We start from the raw sequence: 17,321 nt of genomic DNA, 5'->3' as shown, positions 1-17,321 counted from the left end.
TTTATTTAGTGCGACTAAATCCCAAGACTTTTGTTTTGGGATTTTTTTTTATGCCTTTTCCTTACTTTACGTGTATGAATAAACTTCGGCATTTCAATTTTAAATTGTAATTTTGCAGTCTACAAAAAATGTAACATGTTAGATAAGTTAAGAATTGTTAAGCAACGTTTTGATGAAGTATCAGATTTGATTATTCAACCAGATATTATTTCTGATCAAAAGCGATATGCTAAACTTAATAAAGAATATAAAGACTTAAGTAAAGTCGTAGAAAAAGCAAACGAATATGAAAATTTGCTTTCTAATATCAATGAAGCTAAAGAAATTATTGCAGATGGTTCTGATGCTGAAATGGTAGAGATGGCTAAAATGGAACTTGAAGAAGGAAATGAAAGAATTCCTCAATTAGAAGATGATATTAAGTTCATGTTAATTCCAAAAGACCCTGCAGATGGTAAAAATGTTATTGTAGAGATTAGAGCTGGTACTGGTGGTGATGAAGCAAGTATTTTTGCTGGAGATTTATATAGAATGTATACTAAGTATGCCGCTTCTAGAGGTTGGAAAACTGAAGTGGAAGATATTGCTGATGGAACTTCTGGGGGGTTCAAAGAAATTATTTTTAGTGTAACAGGTGAGGATGTTTATGGAGATTTAAAGTTTGAGTCTGGTGTGCACCGTGTACAACGTGTTCCGCAAACTGAAACCCAAGGACGTGTTCATACATCTGCAGCAACTGTAATGGTGTTACCAGAAGCAGAAGAATTTGATGTGCAAATTAATAATTCAGACGTACGTGTAGATTATTTCTGTTCATCAGGACCAGGAGGTCAATCTGTAAACACAACGTATTCAGCGGTTCGTTTAACACACATACCTACAGGAATTGTAGCTCAGTGTCAGGATCAAAAATCTCAACATAAAAATAAAGACAAAGCCATGAAAGTTTTACGTTCTCGTATTTACGAAATGGAGTTGGCTAAAAAGTTAGAGGCAGATGCGGCTCAACGTAAAACGATGGTGAGTTCTGGAGATAGATCAGCCAAAATTAGAACTTATAATTATCCACAAGGTCGTGTAACAGAACACAGAATTGGTTTAACTTTGTATGATTTATCAAAAATTATAGACGGAGATATTCATAAAATTATTGATGAATTAAAATTAACAGAGAATACTGAAAAGTTAAAAGAATTAGGAGAAGCTAATCTTTAATAACTAAACATAAAATTTAAAAGCCCTTTACGAAAGTAAAGGGCTTTTGCGTTTAGTAACAAAAAATTGCTATGAGTTTTACTAAACACTTCTCTTCTAAATGTTAAAAAACATTTGAGAAGAAATCGCTATGAAAAAGTCGCTACCACTAAATTAAGACTGATTTTGTATTTATATAGTCTTATTCGCTTATTGGTTGATTAATATCGTTGAGTGGTAATTTTGTGGAGATAAAATTCCATTAGTGGATAAAAATTAATAGTTTTTATTTCTAAAAATGATATAAACCCCTCAATAAAAGTTGATTTTAATGTAAAATACCATTATTCCCCTTTAGAGATATTATAATCTCCCCTAATGTATCCTAAAAACTTATATTTATTTGTAGCTTTGGGTGGTTAAGTGTTATGATTACATTTGAGTCAGTCTTTTATTAGGAATAAACAAAAACTATAATTTTTTAAATAATTATGAAATTAAAACATTCATTCAGTATTCTTTTTGCTTTAATAACAGTTTTTTTGGTTGGTTGTAAATCATTAAAAAAATCAACAGGAATAAATCATTCCAAAAAAGAAGTGGTAGGTATTATTAACAAAGTAAACAATCATTGGCAAAATACCCACCCTAAACATGGGAATGCTTTTTGGAATCGTGCAGCTTACCACACAGGAAACATGGAAGCTTATAAGGTTACTAAAAATCAATCTTTTCTAGATTACTCTATGGCTTGGGCAGAGCAAAATGAATGGATGGGAGCTAAATCTAATAACAAGTCAGAATGGAGATATAATTATGGAGAAAACGATAAGCACGTGTTGTTTGGAGATTGGCAAATTTGTTTTCAGACTTATATAGATTTATACAATTTTACCGGTAAAAATGATCCTAAAAAAATCGCTCGTGCAAAAGAGGTTATGGAATATCAAATGAGTACTCCTAATAACGATTATTGGTGGTGGGTTGATGGTTTATATATGGTAATGCCTGTGATGACAAAGTTATATAACGTAACTGGGAACGAATTGTACTTAGAAAAGTTAGAGGAGTATTTAACTTATGCGAATAGTATTATGTATGATGAAGAGGCTGATTTATATTATAGAGATGCTAAATACATATATCCTAAACACAAAAGTGTAAATGGAAAGAAAGATTTTTGGGCAAGGGGAGATGGATGGATTTTTGCAGGATATGCAAAAATTATTCAAGACTTACCTGATACAGCAAAACACAAACAAAAGTATATAAACCGTTTTAAAGATATGGCTGCTGCTTTAGCAAAAGCTCAACAAAATGAAGGTTATTGGACGCGTAGTATTTTAGATCTAGAACATGCTCCAGGACCGGAAACAAGCGGAACTTCATTTTTTACTTATGGTTATTTATGGGGAATTAACAATGGTATTTTAGATAAAGATACTTATTTACCAGTAGTGCAAAAATCATGGAATTATTTAACAACTGTTGCATTACAAGAAAATGGAGCAGTAGGGTATGTTCAGCCAATAGGTGAAAAAGCAATTCCTGGTCAAGTAGTAGATATTAACTCTACAGCTGATTTTGGAGTAGGAGCTTTTCTTTTAGCAGCTTCTGAAATGGCTCGTTTTGTAGAGTAAAAACCTAATTTTATAAATTATATAATTTAGGGTGTAAATCTATTTATAAGGATTTACACCCTTTTTTTTATTAAAATAAACCTTGTAAGAATCGTTATTTAATTGAAATTTGTAGGGTATCACTTTTAATTAAAATTCTATCTTATAGAAAATGAAAAAATGCAAAGCTCTTTTTAATATTTTTATATGTGTGTTGTGTATAGTAAGTTGCTCAAGCTTAAAAAAAGAAGTGATTCCAAAAATAAAAGGATATCAGTTGGTTTGGAGTGACGAGTTTAAAAAAGATGGAAGACCAAATGATCAAAATTGGGATTATGAAACTGGTTTTGTAAGAAATCAGGAAAATCAATGGTATCAAAAAGAAAATGCATTTTGTAAAGATGGATATCTTGTTATTGAGGCTAGAAATGAAAATAAAATGAATCCTGACTTTACCACTATAGAGGATAAAGATTGGCGAAAAAATAGAGATTTAATTCATATTACTTCGAGTTGTTTAATAAGTAAAAACAAGCAAGAATTTACTTATGGTATATTTATAATGCGTGCTAAAATCCCAACCCAAATAGGATTGTGGCCAGCTTTTTGGACACTTGGGCTGGAGCCAAATTGGCCTACTAATGGAGAAATTGATATTATGGAGTTTTACAAAGGAGATTTGTTAGCCAATGTGGCATGGGAATCTAATAGTAAATGGAAACCTGTTTGGAGAGCTAACAAATATCCAATTTCAAAATTTAATAATGAAAATTGGGTAAATGAGTTTCATGTGTGGAAAATGGAGTGGGATAAAAGCTCTATTAAACTATATGTTGATGATCAATTGTTGAATGAAGTTGATTTGAAGGAAACTTATAATTTAACAAATCATAAAAATCCATTCCATAAGCCACAATATTTACTATTAAATTTAGCTGTGGGAGGGGTAAATGGCGGAGATTTTTCTGATGTAAAATTTCCATCAAAATATATAATTGACTATGTTAGAGTTTATCAAAAACAAGAATAAAATGATTAAGAAATTTGCAACCCTAAGTGTTTTTTTATTGTGTTTATATACAAATGCACAGAGCAATGAGGTATTGTCGAGTAAAAACAATAATTCTGTTTTTAAAATAGAAAATCCAAATTATGAGTTAAGTCCTTATACAGGAATGACAAAGCAACATTGGAAAGATGCTGCAATGTATTTGTTAGAGGGAGCTTTTAGTTATATTAAAACATTGGATGATCCGATGAAATTTCCTAAGCAACCAGGAAAAAGTTATCCGCATAATGAAGGTAGAGTGCCGACAGAGAAATTAGAAGGATTGTGTAGAACACTTTTTATAGCTTCTCCTATATTAAAGGAAAGACCTGATTTGGTAATCAATAATATTAAGGTTGCAGACTATTATCGTTATCAGATAGGGAAATTAATAGATCCTACAAGTAAATCATACATTGTTCCTAGGGCTAAAAATGGAGGACCTAGTCAGAATTTAGTTGAATTTGGAGCTTTAGCATTATCAATGTTGGTAAACCCAGAAGTTTTATGGGAACCTTTGCCAAAAGAACAAAAAGATGAATTGGCTAGAATTATGCTTAGCTACGGTGATGGACCTACTGTTGATTCTAATTGGAAATTCTTTAACATTTTTGTTTTGAGTTTTTTTAAAGAACAAGGTTATCAAGTAAATGAAGACTTATTGGTCAAATATTTAGAAAAATCTTTATTGGCTTATCGAGGAAATGGATGGTATAATGACAGTCCTGCTTATGATTATTACAGTATGTGGGCTTTTCAGATGTATGGAATGCTTTGGTCTGAATATTTTGGAAAAGAATATTACCCTGAGATTGCAGCAAAATTCGAATCAAATTTTGATGGATTAAAAGATAATTATCCATACTTGTTTAGTAAAGATGGAAAAATGATTATGTATGGTAGAAGCATTAGCTACAGAACAGGAGCTATTGTTCCATTTCCGTTAATGGGGTTTCAGGATGATAAAAATGTGAATTATGGTTGGATGAGAAGAATTTCATCAGGAGTTATTAAACAGTTTTTTACACATCCTGATTTTATGAAAGATAATGTTCCAACTTTAGGTTTTTATGGAGCTTTTGAGCCAGCAGTGCAAGTATATAGCTGTAGAGGAAGTGTATATTGGATGGGAAAAGCATTTTTCGGTTTGTTAGTACCAGATGATAGTTCATTTTGGACGGCCAAAGAAAATAATGGTGCTTGGGATGATGAATTAGAAAAAGGAAAAGTTTACAATAAATACCAAGGAAAATCAGAAATTTTAATTACAGATTATCCTAATATTGGAGCTTCAGAGATAAGAGCTTGGTGTCATGAAAAAGTAAAAGACGATTGGCAAAAATTTCGTTCTACAGAAAACTATAATCGCTTATCTTATAATAGTGCTTTTCCATGGCAAGCTGATGGAGAAAATGGTGAAGTAGCGATGAATTATGTTGTGAAAAATCATCAAAATAAATGGGAAGCCTTTAGGTTGTACACTTTTAAAAAATTTGAAGAAGGTATTTATTACAGAGATGTAAAGTTAGAAACGGATGAAAGTATCAGATTTAATTTAGCAGATATTCCATTGGAAAATGGGATTTTAAGAGTAGATAAAAACATAAGTGACAAACTTATAGAAATGCGTTTGGGGCATTATGCACTACCAAAATTGGATAAAGAAATAGTAACCACACATAAAAAGGTTAAAGGTTATGAAGTAACTATTATAGATAATGGCGTATATCAATTAGCAATCATTCCAATTTTAGGTTGGGAAAATACTGAAGTAGTTTCTGCTACAGGTTTACATCCAGAGAGTAATAACAGTAAAGTATTAAATGTTGTGGTGGATGAGTATAAAGAAATAAAAGACTCAAAAATTTATGCGACGTTAATGCTATGGAAAAAGGCTGGAGAAAAATGGAAATCTAAAGAATTGGTTCCTATAAAAAGTATTATTTCAACAACAAAAGAAAACAGGGTTACCATTAAATATAGAAATGGAGAAACCAATGAAGTTAAGTTTTGATATTTATAAATTATAACAAAAAGCTCTTAGATATATTTCAAGAGCTTTTTTTTGTTTAGGATAATTTTATAATAGTTTGTTTTTAATAGTTGTAATTTCTTTAATATTTAGTATTATTGTTTTTGTGTAATCGATAACATTTTGTTGTTTTTATTATGAATATTATGTTTTTTAAATTTATAATTGATGATATTAATAATATAGTGTAGGATGATTTATTAATTACTGTAAAAACTAAAATATTACTTTTTATGAAAAAGAAAATATCACTTTTAAATTATGGATTTAAATTTTATATCATTTTAGTGTTTTTTATTTCTTTTGAGAATTTAAAAGCACAAACATTGGCATTTCCTGAAGCAACAGGTTTTGGAAAATATACCACTGGAGCAAGAGGATATGTAGATCCAGAAATTTATTTGGTAACTAATTTAAACGATAGTGGACCAGGATCTTTTAGAGATGCCGTAAGTCAACCTGGTAGATTTGTTATTTTTAAAGTAGGAGGAATCATTAATTTACAGTCTCAAATTGTAGTAGCAAACAATACAACCATTGCAGGTCAGACAGCAACTGGAGAAGGAATAGTTTTGTATGGTCCTAGAGTAACTTTTTCGGGAGCTAGTAATACTATTGCTCGTTATATTAGAATTCGTTTTGGTGGAGCAGCAAAAAATCAAGATGCTTCTGGCTTGTCTAATGGAGAAAATATGATTTTTGATCATATGACATTCTCATGGGGAACAGATGAAGTCTTTTCAATAAATTGGGATGGTAAAGGTAGAAAGCCAGATAATATTACCATTCAAAATTCAATTATTGGTCAAGGTTTACATCGCCATAATCACTCTGCAGGAGGATTAATTCAGCCTTCAGGAGGAAAAGTAAGTCTTATAGGTAATTTATATACTGGAAATAAAACTAGAAATCCAAAAGTTAAAGGAATTAATGAATTTGTAAATAATGTAGTTTACAATTGGGGAAATTATGGAAATACTTACGGGCATACAGAATCTGGGGAAGCTTACATTATGGGAGATTCTGATGGTGTTTCTAATGTTAATATTATTAATAATTATTTTATAGGTGGGCCTAATACTAGTACTACTAGAAATACACCTTTTAGTAGAGGTAACTCAAATTTTTATTTATATGGATCTGGAAACTATTATGATAATAATAGAGATGGAACTTTAAATGGAACATTAGTAACAGCTGATACAGATGGATATCCTACAGGTGATATGTCAACTATATTGTCAACTCCATATGATTATCCGATGAAAAATCCACTACTAACTGCTCAACAAGCTTTTGAAAAAATAATACAAAGTGTTGGTGCATCATATCCAAAAAGAGATCAGGTTGATAGTTTAATGATTGACGATTTAAAATCTAAAGGTTTAAAAGCTTTTTATGTATATAGAGAAACAGATTTGCCTTTTATTAATGGAGGAGTAGGTCATGTATATGCAGCTCCAGCTCCTTTAGATTCAGATAATGATGGAATGCCTGATGATTGGGAAGAAAATAATGGATTAAATAAAAACGATAATAGTGATGCTTTGGCAGTAAGTGCTACAAATGCACCCTATTTGAATATTGAGGTTTATATTAACGGATTGGTAAATATAACGCCTCCAGATTTTATTATACCTCCATCAAGTGTTAGTTTTTCGAATCAGATGTCTACAGAAACGCCTCCTAACAGTACTTTAACAGTTCAATGGAATGATAATACTGATAAGGAAGAAGCATACATTTTAGAACGTTCTACCAATGGTATAGATTTTATAGTTATTGCAAATCTAAATGCTAATATAACAAGTTATAATGAAGTTGATTTAATACCTAATACTAAATATTATTATAGAGTTAAAGCAATAAATAGTTCAGGTTCTTCAGTCTATAGTAAGGTTTCATCAGTAATCACTCCACAAATTCCAACAGCACCTTCTAAAGCATCCATAATATCTCCTAGTTTAGGATATGATTATGTTGAACTATTTGATGGAAAAGCAACTTTAAAATGGGCTGGTAGTGATAACACATCAACTTTTACTATTTATATTGGAACAGAAGAAAATAATCTTACTAAATTATCAGAAGTTGTTTATAGTAATTCATCATATGAACTGAAAAATTTATTATCAAACACTTATTATTATTGGAGAGTTGATGCAACTAATGATAAAGGTACAACAAAAGGTGATGTTTGGAATTTTAAAACCATAGCAAATGTTCCTGAAGAAATGGTAGGATATTGGCCTTTTAACGAATCCGTTTTTGATGGAGGAGATATTGATGATAAAACAAGTTATAACAATATTGGTGTTTTAGATGATAATTATGATAATGCAGATGTTAGAGTTACTGGAAAATCTGGAAATGCTATAGATTTTTCTACTTCTCCTAATAATAGTTATATCGTAAACATTCCAAATAAAGATCAAATATTTTTAAATAATAGTTCTTTTACGATTTCTGTTTGGATGAAAGCTGGACCAGAATTAATGCCTACGGTATCTAATAGTGCTTATCTATTATGTAAAGGTTCTTTTAAAACGAATGTAAGTTTAGGAACTACAGGAAAAAGATATAATATTGAATTCAAAGACAGTCAACTACGTTTTGCTATAGACGATAATGTAATTAAAAAAGAACTATCATCAAGTGCCATTCCAGTTTTTACTGGCGAATGGGAGAATATTGTGGTCATGAGAGATGTCAAAAATCATAAATTAAGATTATACATAAACGGAGTTTTTTCAAATGAAATAGATGAGACAGGCGTAACTGGAATTGCTGAAGTAAGTGATTTGATATTAGGAAATATAGGTGAATATGAATTGTTGGCTGGTACAGCTCCTGCACCATATAAAGGAATGATAGATGAACTTAAAATATTTAATTATGCCTTAAATGAAACGGAAGTTTTAGAACTATATCAAAATGTATCATTAAGTAATAAAAAAATCACTAAAAATAGTAGTTTGGTAAAAGTATATCCTAACCCAGTAAAAGAACAAATCAATATTAATATACCATCATATAATAAAAATTATATCACAGCTATTTTAAAAGATATTGCAGGTAAAGTTGTGTTTAAGCAAGAGTTAGAAGCAAAAAATAAATATCAATTTATTTTAGAAAGATCTAATAGAATAAAATCAGGAATTTATATTCTTCATATTATCGGAGATAATTTAAATAACACTTTAAAAGTAATTATCGAGTAATTTTTTTATAAGTGTATTTAATTTCATTCATGGAGAATTGACCAATGATCAATTTTGAAAGTTTTAATTGTAAAAAATCTATTAATTTGTTATATGGTTTAATAAAAAACAACTGATTGGTTTTATAGTTGTAGCTGTTGTTTGGTCTAATAATTGATTCCTTTTTTTTAAATTGCGATCGAATTAAAAGTAGCTAATAATCCCCTGAAAAATGAATATGTTAAAAGATTTAAAATTTGATACAGACCCCAATAAATTTAAGTATCAACAAATAGTAGATTGTTTTATTGATAACATTTCTAAAGGAAATATAAAAAAAAATCAAACACTACCTTCTATTAATGTATTCAGCAAAGAATATAAAGTTTCTAGAGACACTGTTGAAAAAGCATATAAAGTATTAAAAAGTAAAAATATAATAGCAGCTAATAAAGGAAAAACAACTTATGTACAAAGTACAGAAATTTCGGTAAAGAAAAATATTCTGTATTTAATGAATAAGATGAATGATTATAAATCAAGAGTTTATAATTCTTTTATAGATGAGTTGGGAGATGATTTTAATATTGATATTGAGATTTACCACTGTGATGAATCACATTTTTTAAAACTATTAGAAAAGAATATTGGTAATTATGATTATTATGTAATAATGCCTCATTTTAAAAGTAATCATGCAAAAGAATTTTCTTTTTCAGATAAAGCTGTAGAGGTTATCAAAAAAATTCCTAGAAATCAATTGGTGATTTTAGATAATAATGATTTATCTGTTGATGGTGATATTATAGAGATTTATCAAGATTTTGAAAACGATGTTTATAACGCACTGTTAAATGGTAAGGATAAAATAATCAATCATAAAAAAATGATTGTAAGAATTCCAGAAAACGAGCAGTTTTCTTATCAGCATAAAATTTATAGAGGTTGTAAGAAATTCTGTATTGAGCACAATATGGATTATGAAGTTTCAAGCACAGATAATTTAAATTTACAAAAAGGAGAGTTGCAGTTTATTATAGATGATGATGATTTGGTGAATGTAATTGACGCTATTAACGATAATAAATTAAAAATAGGAAAAGACATAGGTGTTTTATCTTATAATGAAACTCCTTTAAAAAGATTATTAGGGATTGCTGTAATATCTACAGATTTCAAAAAAATGGGGAAAACAGCGGCTAAAATGCTTATGGAAAGAAAAAAAGGTAAAATTAAAAATACTTTCAGCTTTATAAATAGAAAATCTATTTAAAAAAAACGCTCAATTAGAATTGAGCGTTTTTTTATCTTTAAAGAACAGACAAAATTAATGATTCCTATACATATTTATTTGAATTATGAATAAAATAAAATACATTTGTTAACGTTAACGATTAGTAATTTCGAAATAAATAATATAGAAAATGAAGAACTTCATTAATGATCAGTTTTTACTTCAAAATGATAAAGCAGTTGAGTTGTATAATGCAGTAAAAGATTTACCAATTATAGATTATCACTGTCATTTACCTCCAGATGAAATAGCAAAAAACACCTCATTTCAAAATATTTCTCAAGCCTGGTTAAAAGGAGACCACTATAAATGGAGAGCGATGAGAACTTTAGGAGTTGATGAAAAATATATTACAGGGAATACTTCTGATGAAGAAAAATTTAAGCAATGGGCTTCTACCGTTCCTTATGCTGTGTTAAATCCTCTTTATCACTGGACTCATTTAGAAATGAAACGTTATTTTGATATTGATGAGTTACTTACAGAAAAAAATCATGCAAGTATATACGAGCAAACATCTGCTAAGTTACGTTTGCCAGAGTTTAGTACTCAAGGATTAATAAAGAAGATGAATGTTGAACATATTTGTACTACAGATGATCCTTTAGATACTTTAGAACACCATGATGCTATAAAAGCACAAGGAAATTCTTTTAAAGTAACCGCTACTTTTAGACCTGATGGGTTTATGAATATTGAAAGTGATGGTTTTATTAAATATATGGAAAAATCAGAAGAAATTTATAAAAAAGACATTAGCTCTGTTTATGATTTAATTGATTTTATTGGAGAAAGAGTAAACTTTTTTGATGAAAAAGGGTGTAGAGTTTCTGATCATGGTTTAGAAAACATTTGTGCAGCAGATTTTGATTTAAAATCAGTAGATGCAACTTTTAAGAAAAGAAAAGATGGTAAAGCTTTAACAGCAGAAGAAATTGAAGAGTATAAATCAGCTATTTTGGTCATTTTATTTGAAAAATACCATGAAAAAGGTTGGGTTCAACAATTACATTTAGGAGCTTTAAGAAATAATAATTCAAGAAAATTAAGAATTTTAGGACCTGATACAGGTTGGGATTCTATTGGAGATTTTCCACAAGCACAAAGTTTATCTAAATTCTTAAACCATTTAAATAAAGAAGATAAATTAGGTAAAACAATTATTTACAATTTAAATCCTGCAGACAATTACGTTTTTGCTTCTATGATAGGAAACTTTAATGAAGGAACTATGAAAGGTAAAGTTCAATATGGTGCTTCTTGGTGGTTTTTAGATCAAAAGAAAGGAATAGAAGATCATTTTGATGCATTATCTAGTTTAGGATTAATCTCTTGTTTTATTGGAATGTTAACAGATTCTAGAAGTTTCTTATCTTACCCAAGACATGAATACTTTAGACGATTGTTATGTAACTATTTTGGAGAAAAAATTCAAAGTGGAGAGCTACCAAACGATATGCCTTGGTTAACAAAAATAGTTCAAGATATTTGTTATAACAATGTTAAAGGTTATTTAAACTTTTAATCTATTATATTTTTAACTTAAAGGCTTGCTATATAATATATTTAGCAGGCCTTTTTTGTTTATAAATTTTGACTTTTGGTAAAAGATTAATCTTATGATCTAAGATGGTAAAACAGGTAGGAATAAAAGAAATAGCGAAACTATCAAATACCTCTATAGGTACTGTTGATAGAGTATTAAATAATCGAACAGGGGTTTCTCCTAAAACAAAACAAAGAGTTTTAGAGATTGTTAAACAAACAGGTTATGTTAAAAATAATATTGCTAGTAGATTAAAACTTTCTGCAGGTAAAAAAGTTAGTATTGCCGTAGTTTTACCTCAAGTTATTAATGGTATAAGTTATTGGAATCTTCCAAGAATGGGAGTTAAAAAAGCTTTAAATGAATTAAGTGATTTTGGAGTAGAGCTTGAGTTTATTGATTTTAGTTCTGATGACAAGAATCACTATAAAAAAATAGTAGATTAAATATTAGGTCAAAATTATGATGGAATTATCACAGTAAGTTTGTTTGAGGAGTTGTCTAATAAATTAGTTCAATATGCAAATAAAGAAAATAAACCACTTGTGTTTATTGATGGTAAAAACGATAAAGTATTAAATACTAGTTTTATTTATCAAAACTCTACCAAAGCAGGTGAGGTTGCAGGGAGACTATTGTACAATACTATTGATGATGATGGTATTTATATAGCGCTTACATTGGTAGAAAAATCAGAGTTTCAAGGAAATCAAAAAGAAAGAGAGCTGGGATTTAAAAACTTTTTAATATCAAAAAACCCCAATCTTAAAATACATTCAGTAGTACATACAATTGATGCTAAATTAGAAGAGAATAAAATATTAGACAACCTATTAAGTTTAAAAACAAAAAAAGGTGTATTTGTAACCAATTCTAGGTCTTATATTTTTGCAAAATTTTTAAGTGATAAAAGTTATAATAATGTGAAGATTTTAGGCTTTGATTTAAATAAAAAAAATATAGATTATTTAAAAGAAGAACGTATTCAATATTTAATTAATCAAAAACCAGAGTTACAAGGTTACCAATCTTTGATGAAAATTTTCCAAAAAATTACTCAAGATCAAACTGTCTCGCTAAACATTGATATTCCAGTTGAAATTATTATCAAGGAAAATTTACAGGATTCAAACGATATTTTATAGACATATACATAACTAAAAAAAAGGGATTTCAAAATTAATTTTGAAATCCCTTTTTTTTAGGTTTAAACTTAAATATGTTTATTATTTTTTCTGAAATACTTTACTAAATACTAAGTAAAGTATTCCACATAAAATCCATGTTGGTAACGTTACAAATGATAAGAATATATCAAATTTAACAGAAATAAAGTAGAACAATCCAAAACTAATAGCCCATGCTAATAATACAGATTTGTTAAATTTTATTCCAGCTACTTCAGCATAGTTTTTAGTAACTCCAAACTTTTTAGCAAAGAAATGTTCAAATACAATTACTGCTCCAAATGGTGCTAAAATAAATCCATAGAAAGCAACAAAATCTAATAATTTCATTGCAAAAGCAGGGAATAATCCTGCAACAGTTGCTACTGTACCTGCAATAATAGTAACCCAAAAAGTAGATAGTTTAGGCATAATAGCTTGAAATGCTAAACCAGCTCTGTAAATTGTAGGGTTTGCAGTTGTCCATCCAGCCAAAACCACAACTAAGATTCCAAAAATACCAATGGTATTATAGGCCAAAGGACCTGGAGCTACAGATGGGGCTAAATTATTACCTAACAAAGCTTGTGCTTCAGGAGTTTTAATATAGACAGCATAGATTAATGCAGCAGCAATCCAAGCCATATAATGACCTACATACATACCAGCAGCAGTTGCCCAACCAGCTTTAGCTTCTTTTGCAAAACGGAATACTGATAAGTCAGACATACCAATGTGCATTGCACCATTTGCAAACCAAGACCAAATTACAATATGCCAAAACGTATATTTTATTTGACCAGGAAAAGGTTCTGAACCTTCACCCCATATGTTCCAAAAATCAGAAAAACTATGTACCTCTAATTGACCTAAAGCAACTACACCACAAGCTACAAATCCTAATACAATTACTGGAGACATCCAGTTTGCTGCTTTAGAAACAGTATCATAGCCTTTAGATGCAATTAACGAAATAACTGCTCCAATGGCTAGTACAATAACAATCCAGGTCATTCCATTAGGCATGGTATCTGTAAGTGTAGGCATTTCCATATTAAAAGGAATTCCTACTGCTGTTGCAGATACTGTAATCATAGATCCGGCTAAAAAACAAAACAAAATTCCGTTAGCTAAATTATATCCGGTTACTAATTTTTTACCACAAATTTTTTCTAATTGGTAATATAGAGTCAATCTGTTTTTAACCGCAACTTCGGCTGTTAAAAAACGCCAACTTAATACAGCTAAAAGATTTCCTAGCATCAGTCCAATAATTAAATCAAAAGCACTTACACCAGTGGTTAAAAATAAAGGTCCAATCACAAATTCAGTACCTGCAGCGTGTTCACCTGCGTACATTCCGATAAAACTTTTCCAACTTTTTAACTTGGATTGAGGAACGGGTTCTCTTTCGAATTCCCCACCCGCAATTTCTTCAATTTCCTGTATCTCGTTGATATTAGTTTGACTCATAGTAATAGTTTGATTTTTATTTTAAAAAATTACGTAATTATAAATGGCACGTGTTTTTTTAATGAATAATTAGTTTTTAAAAACTTTGAATTTAATTTTGAATCTGAAATAGCAATGGCAGCCCCTAATGCCGATCCTAATGATGAATTGGTAGATCTTAATTTCATCCCTCTAAAGTGATGAGATAATAGTTTGATAAAAATATCATTATCACTAAATCCACCATCAACAAATAATCTTTTGATTTCAGGATCTTCACCGGTTGCTATTTTGATGTTTTCTACTTGAATCAATACCAACTCCATCATTAATTGATGATAAGCTTCTTCAAAAGTTTTATGTTTCAGAATTGTTTCTTCAGGTGCTTTTTTGTTTTCTATTACATTCCATTTAAAACAGTAAGAAAAATTTTCTAGTAGTTTTGTATACAAATCGTAATCAAAAGCTACCGTTTTATGATTTTCTTGAGGAACACCGTAAATTTCGGTTAACTTATGTGCTTGAGATTTGTATTCACTACCAAGTAATAAACGAGCGGCTTTAACTGCTTTACCATTAATTCTCATATAATTTAAACAACCACTAAGTATTTCATCTTTAGTTAAATTTGTTTGAGTAAATGGATTTAAAGACACACTCCAAGTTCCTGTAGATACTAAGACAAATTTCTTTTTAGAGCTTCTTACATATGGTAATAGGGCAGCAGAGCTATCATGAATACCTACACCAATTTTAATACGTTTACCATTGTAATTCATATTAATACTAGTTTCTGTAGATACTATTTGAGGAAGTTTAGTGTTTATTCCTTCTTTATAAACCCATTCGTGATAGTCTTTCTTTTCGTAATCCCATAATCCTGTATGGCAACCAATACTTGTGTATTCACTTAAGGCAATGTCTGTAAATAAATAACTCATGTACTGGGGTAAGTGTAAAGAAAACTTAATCTTTTTATAGATTTCTGGCTTAGTATGTTTTATCCAATATAGTTGCATACCAGAGTTTAGCATTCCTGAATTTGGAGAACCTGTATTCTTTGTAAATTCTTCTTCAGGTCCATATTTCTCGTAAAATGAAGCAATCAAATCTTCATCCATAGGTTTGGTGTAGTTGTATAGGGGAGTTAATAACTCTCCGTTTTCATCTAAATGAACAAAACTAGCCCCATAGGTTGAAAAATTGATTGCTTTTACATTATACTCTTCTGAATCTAAAATACGGTGAAATAATTCTTTCAACCATTTTTGTAATTCAGGTAAGTTTTCTGTAGGATAACCGTCTTCGTCAGTTATTTCATCAAAACGAGCATATTCTCTATAAACTTCTTTGTATTTTTTATCAAAGAGAAAGAATTTTTTATTCGTTTTTCCGATGTCGAAGACTGCAGTTACTTTTTGTTTCATGTAAATAGATTATAGACCAGTTGCTACTGTATTTCTACCTCTTTCTTTAATTAAATAATTTCTTACATCTAATTCTCGGTATGCTTTAATAGGACTAATAGCACCACCTCTGTTTAATCTAGCTTTTTCAATTAAAGGACGAACATCTGTTCTGTAAGCCCCTTGTAATATTTCTTGACATTTAACTACATCATTGTCTAATTGAGCAGCTTTTAAAGCAGCTTGATCAACCAATAACGCTCTTGCAAATGCTTCTTGTATTGCTTCTAAAGATTGGATTAAATCTTCTAAAGGATCTTTAATGTTATGACTTGCATCAATCATCCAAGCCAAATCTGGATTTTGAGGGTTATTAGCCATTCCGTATACCAATTCGTTAAAGATTAAGAATAAAGCATAAGGTTTGATACTACCAACAGTTAAATCATCGTCTCCGTATTTACTATCATTAAAATGGAAACCTCCTAATTTACCTTTTAAACTTAAAATAGAAACAATTTGTTCTATGTTGCTATTTGGCAAATGGTGACCTAAATCAACCAAAGTATAAGCTTTGTCTCCACATTCGTTAGCTAACATTAATGAAGCACCCCAATCTTGAATGACAGTACTATAAAAGTTTGGTTCGTAAGGCTTGTACTCAATTAACATTTTCCAATCTTCAGGAATATCCTTATAAATTGTTTTTAAACTATCTTGAGTATTTTGAAAAGCTGTTTGAAAGTTATTTTGACCTGGGAAAGAAGAACCATCAGCCAACCAAACTGTTAAAGCTTTAGATCCTAATTTTTCTCCAATTTTAATCACATCAATATTGTGTTGAATAGCTTGTTCACGTACTGCTTGACTAGTGTTACTTAAAGAACCGTATTTATAAGATTCCTTAGCATCTTTTTGATCTTGAAATGTGTTAGAGTTTACTGCATCAAATTTAATATCTAAAGAAGAAGCTAATTCGCTAACAGCATTGTAGTCTTGTGGTACATCCCAAGGAATGTGTAAAGATACAGCCCCAGCAGTTTGAGTTAAGGCATGTAAAATTCCAACATCTTCTATTTTTTGTTCAAGTGTAGTTGGTTCACCATAAAAACCAAAACGTCCAAAACGAGTTCCTCCTGCACCTAAAGCCCAGCTAGGAATTGCTACTTGAAATTCAGATAACTTTGATAAAATAGCATTTACATCATAACCGTTTTTAGTTAGTTTGTTTGCTAAAAATTCAAAATTATCGTTATGTTCTTCAAGAATCTTTTTATTTACATCTAGAATTTGTTGATTTTGTAATTTCATTTTATTGTTTTTTGAAAAAAAACTCCCATAATGGTGTAACCTCTATGGGAGTT

12 protein-coding genes are annotated in these 17,321 nt (G+C 29.8%); 9 read left to right on the top strand and 3 right to left on the bottom strand.

Going from position 1 to position 17,321, the window contains the following annotated elements:
- Positions 1-135: 135 nt before the first annotated feature.
- The 9 genes from prfA (at position 136) to BUB70_RS05330 (ending at position 13,078) form a co-directional block, all read left to right on the top strand.
- Positions 136-1,215 carry a peptide chain release factor 1 gene (prfA, locus tag BUB70_RS05370; protein ID WP_073119097.1) on the top strand — a complete coding sequence of 360 codons (1,080 nt, stop codon included), beginning with the start codon at positions 136-138 and terminating at the stop codon, positions 1,213-1,215.
- A gap of 470 nt (positions 1,216-1,685) precedes the next feature.
- Positions 1,686-2,834: a glycoside hydrolase family 88/105 protein gene (locus tag BUB70_RS05365; RefSeq protein ID WP_073119094.1), complete on the top strand. Its 1,149-nt coding sequence runs from the start codon at positions 1,686-1,688 to the stop codon at positions 2,832-2,834.
- A 229-nt stretch (positions 2,835-3,063) separates the two neighbouring features.
- Positions 3,064-3,843 carry a glycoside hydrolase family 16 protein gene (locus BUB70_RS05360; RefSeq protein ID WP_200777475.1) on the top strand — a complete coding sequence of 260 codons (780 nt, stop codon included), beginning with the start codon at positions 3,064-3,066 and terminating at the stop codon, positions 3,841-3,843.
- A 1-nt stretch (position 3,844) separates the two neighbouring features.
- Positions 3,845-5,875 carry a DUF2264 domain-containing protein gene (locus BUB70_RS05355; protein WP_073119773.1) on the top strand — a complete coding sequence of 677 codons (2,031 nt, stop codon included), beginning with the start codon at positions 3,845-3,847 and terminating at the stop codon, positions 5,873-5,875.
- Between the two features lie 251 nt (positions 5,876-6,126).
- Complete coding sequence (locus BUB70_RS05350) at positions 6,127-9,114, top strand: LamG-like jellyroll fold domain-containing protein (protein WP_084730192.1); 2,988 nt, start codon at positions 6,127-6,129, stop codon at positions 9,112-9,114.
- 211 nt (positions 9,115-9,325) lie between these two features.
- A complete protein-coding gene (locus BUB70_RS05345) occupies positions 9,326-10,366 on the top strand; it encodes a GntR family transcriptional regulator (RefSeq protein WP_084730191.1) in 1,041 nt (346 codons plus the stop codon).
- Between the two features lie 151 nt (positions 10,367-10,517).
- Positions 10,518-11,912 carry a glucuronate isomerase gene (uxaC, locus tag BUB70_RS05340; protein ID WP_073119090.1) on the top strand — a complete coding sequence of 465 codons (1,395 nt, stop codon included), beginning with the start codon at positions 10,518-10,520 and terminating at the stop codon, positions 11,910-11,912.
- Positions 11,913-12,016: 104 nt separating this feature from the next.
- A complete protein-coding gene (locus BUB70_RS05335; protein WP_073119088.1) occupies positions 12,017-12,379 on the top strand; it encodes a LacI family DNA-binding transcriptional regulator in 363 nt (120 codons plus the stop codon).
- Positions 12,380-13,078: a sugar ABC transporter substrate-binding protein gene (locus BUB70_RS05330; protein ID WP_084730190.1), complete on the top strand. Its 699-nt coding sequence runs from the start codon at positions 12,380-12,382 to the stop codon at positions 13,076-13,078. It abuts the gene before it with no gap.
- Positions 13,079-13,159: 81 nt separating this feature from the next.
- On the opposite strand, the gene BUB70_RS05325 is transcribed toward BUB70_RS05330, so the two are convergent.
- From BUB70_RS05325 to BUB70_RS05315, 3 genes are read right to left on the bottom strand one after another with little or no spacing between them, the layout of a single operon-like run.
- Positions 13,160-14,572, bottom strand: a complete 1,413-nt coding sequence (locus BUB70_RS05325; RefSeq protein WP_073119083.1) for a purine-cytosine permease family protein — start codon at positions 14,570-14,572, stop codon at positions 13,160-13,162.
- A 29-nt stretch (positions 14,573-14,601) separates the two neighbouring features.
- Positions 14,602-15,978 carry an FGGY-family carbohydrate kinase gene (locus BUB70_RS05320; protein WP_073119081.1) on the bottom strand — a complete coding sequence of 459 codons (1,377 nt, stop codon included), beginning with the start codon at positions 15,976-15,978 and terminating at the stop codon, positions 14,602-14,604.
- A gap of 9 nt (positions 15,979-15,987) precedes the next feature.
- Complete coding sequence (locus tag BUB70_RS05315; protein ID WP_073119079.1) at positions 15,988-17,268, bottom strand: sugar isomerase; 1,281 nt, start codon at positions 17,266-17,268, stop codon at positions 15,988-15,990.
- Between the last annotated feature and the right edge of the window lie 53 nt (positions 17,269-17,321).

The organism is Wenyingzhuangia marina (genome assembly GCF_900130035.1).
GTDB classification, from domain to species: Bacteria; Bacteroidota; Bacteroidia; order Flavobacteriales; family Flavobacteriaceae; genus Wenyingzhuangia; species Wenyingzhuangia marina.
This window is presented reverse-complemented; position numbering and strand designations above follow the sequence as displayed.

What these genes read in the sequence shown, in the direction of transcription:
- prfA (WP_073119097.1), top strand. Translation starts at nt 136, where the DNA reads ATGTTAGATAAGTTAAGAATTGTTAAGCAACGTTTTGATGAAGTATCA.
- BUB70_RS05365 (WP_073119094.1), top strand. Translation starts at nt 1,686, where the DNA reads ATGAAATTAAAACATTCATTCAGTATTCTTTTTGCTTTAATAACAGTT.
- BUB70_RS05355 (WP_073119773.1), top strand. Translation starts at nt 3,845, where the DNA reads ATGATTAAGAAATTTGCAACCCTAAGTGTTTTTTTATTGTGTTTATAT.
- BUB70_RS05350 (WP_084730192.1), top strand. Translation starts at nt 6,127, where the DNA reads ATGAAAAAGAAAATATCACTTTTAAATTATGGATTTAAATTTTATATC.
- BUB70_RS05345 (WP_084730191.1), top strand. Translation starts at nt 9,326, where the DNA reads ATGAATATGTTAAAAGATTTAAAATTTGATACAGACCCCAATAAATTT.
- uxaC (WP_073119090.1), top strand. Translation starts at nt 10,518, where the DNA reads ATGAAGAACTTCATTAATGATCAGTTTTTACTTCAAAATGATAAAGCA.
- BUB70_RS05335 (WP_073119088.1), top strand. Translation starts at nt 12,017, where the DNA reads ATGGTAAAACAGGTAGGAATAAAAGAAATAGCGAAACTATCAAATACC.
- BUB70_RS05325 (WP_073119083.1), bottom strand. Translation starts at nt 14,572, where the DNA reads ATGAGTCAAACTAATATCAACGAGATACAGGAAATTGAAGAAATTGCG.
- BUB70_RS05320 (WP_073119081.1), bottom strand. Translation starts at nt 15,978, where the DNA reads ATGAAACAAAAAGTAACTGCAGTCTTCGACATCGGAAAAACGAATAAA.
- BUB70_RS05315 (WP_073119079.1), bottom strand. Translation starts at nt 17,268, where the DNA reads ATGAAATTACAAAATCAACAAATTCTAGATGTAAATAAAAAGATTCTT.